The sequence below is a fragment of the Neisseria sp. P0022.S010 genome, assembly GCF_051956635.1.
Window position 1 is genome coordinate 1 of sequence record NZ_JBQCXF010000630.1, and the last position, 1,578, is coordinate 1,578.

2 protein-coding genes and 1 pseudogene are annotated in these 1,578 nt (G+C 50.2%); all 3 read right to left on the reverse strand.

The annotated features are described in order from the left end of the window. Positions 1-19: 19 nt before the first annotated feature. Complete coding sequence (gene xerD / locus ACTHUT_RS20125) at positions 20-898, reverse strand: site-specific tyrosine recombinase XerD (protein ID WP_250600016.1); 879 nt, start codon at positions 896-898, stop codon at positions 20-22. A gap of 76 nt (positions 899-974) precedes the next feature. After that, positions 975-1,418: a peroxiredoxin gene (locus ACTHUT_RS20130; RefSeq protein WP_003683206.1), complete on the reverse strand. Its 444-nt coding sequence runs from the start codon at positions 1,416-1,418 to the stop codon at positions 975-977. Between the two features lie 36 nt (positions 1,419-1,454). Further along, positions 1,455-1,578, reverse strand: a pseudogene (locus tag ACTHUT_RS20135) (deoxynucleoside kinase); the annotation flags it as partial.

The following is a 1,578-nucleotide window of genomic DNA, read 5'->3' on the forward strand; positions in this document are numbered from 1 at the left end:
TTCGAGATGCCGCCTTTATTTATGAACGGGAATGGTGTTCATCGACCATGTTTTTCAAACGGATATTGGCAACATGGGTATAAATCTGCGTGGTGTTGATATCGGAATGTCCCAACATCATCTGGACTGAGCGCAAATCGACGCCGTGATTAACCAAATGTGTGGCAAAAGCATGGCGCAAACCGTGCGGGCTGAGCGAAGCAATACCGGCCGCTTCGGCATATTCTTTGACTATCATCCATGCAAGCTGACGGCTGATGCCGCTGCGTTTTTGGCTGACAAACACTTCGTCGCAGATTTTGTTTTTCAGCAACAACGGGCGCGATTCGTTGCAATAGCGTTCCACCCAATATGCCGCTTCCTGTCCCAATGGAACCAGACGCAATTTGTCGCCCTTGCCTATGGTGCGGATACTGCCGCGATGTAAATCGATATCACTGAGCGTCAATTTGACGGCTTCGGTCACGCGCAAGCCTGTTGCATACATGACTTCGAGCAAGGCTTTGTCGCGCAGTCCGTGCGGCGTTTCCACATCCGGCGCAGCCAGCAGCGCGTCGATTTGGGCTTCGGTAATCAGCGTGGGCAGTTTGCGTTCCGATTTCGGCGCTTTGAGAAAACGGGTGGGATTGTCTGCTCTTTGGCCCGTTTCTTCCAGCCAGCCGTACATGCGCTTGCAAGCCGACAATGCCCGCGCTTGGGACGTGCTTTTTTCCCCCTCCGCATACACGGCATCAGACAGGGCAAACTCATCGGCACTCAACCAATCCTGCCCGCCCTCGGCCAACCGCGCGGCAACTTTGACCAAATCACGGCGGTAACTTTGCAGCGTATTGTGGCTGAGCCTGTCTTGCAGCCAAAGGGATTCAAGCAGCTTGTCTATTAAATCGTCCATACTCATCAAACTGTATTGAAAGGCCGTCTGAACGGCATGACTTTACATCCGTTCAGACGGCCTTAGGTTTTCAAAGCCCTATTTAAGAGGCTTGAGAAATTGTATCCAACACTTCCTGCGCGTGTCCGGCTACTTTGACTTTGCGCCATTCATGGGCGATTTCGCCGTTTTCGTCCAACACAAACGTGCTGCGCTCGATGCCGAGGGATTCTTTACCGTAAAGCTTTTTCAGCTTGATCACGTCAAACAGTTTGCAGACGGTTTCTTCTTTGTCGCTCAACAATTCAAACTGGAAGCCTTGTTTAGCGCAGAAATTCTGATGCGATTTGACACCGTCGCGCGAAATACCGACAACGGTATAGCCCAATGCTTTGAATTGTTCCAATCGGGCATTGAAATCCAAGCCTTCGGTGGTACACCCGGGCGTGCTGTCTTTAGGATAAAAATAGACAACCAACGGCAAATGTTCGGCGGAGTTAAAATCGCTGCCGGAAGAAGATGGGAGTGTGAATTGATATTTTGACATATTATTCCTTTCAGATGGCCTAAACCTAGCCTGCGTTTATTTTTCGCTTAAATTCAAATAACTGCGCGTACCTTGAAAATCTTCCAATGCGCGCAACAAAAGCTGGAAGTGGTCGTCATTGCCGGCCAAATCCAACTCATCGGCATTGACGGTCAGCAAA

Bases quoted from the DNA above. Each gene is read 5' to 3' on its own strand.
- xerD (WP_250600016.1), bottom strand. From the start codon at position 898: ATGAGTATGGACGATTTAATAGACAAGCTGCTTGAATCCCTTTGGCTG.
- ACTHUT_RS20130 (WP_003683206.1), bottom strand. From the start codon at position 1,418: ATGTCAAAATATCAATTCACACTCCCATCTTCTTCCGGCAGCGATTTT.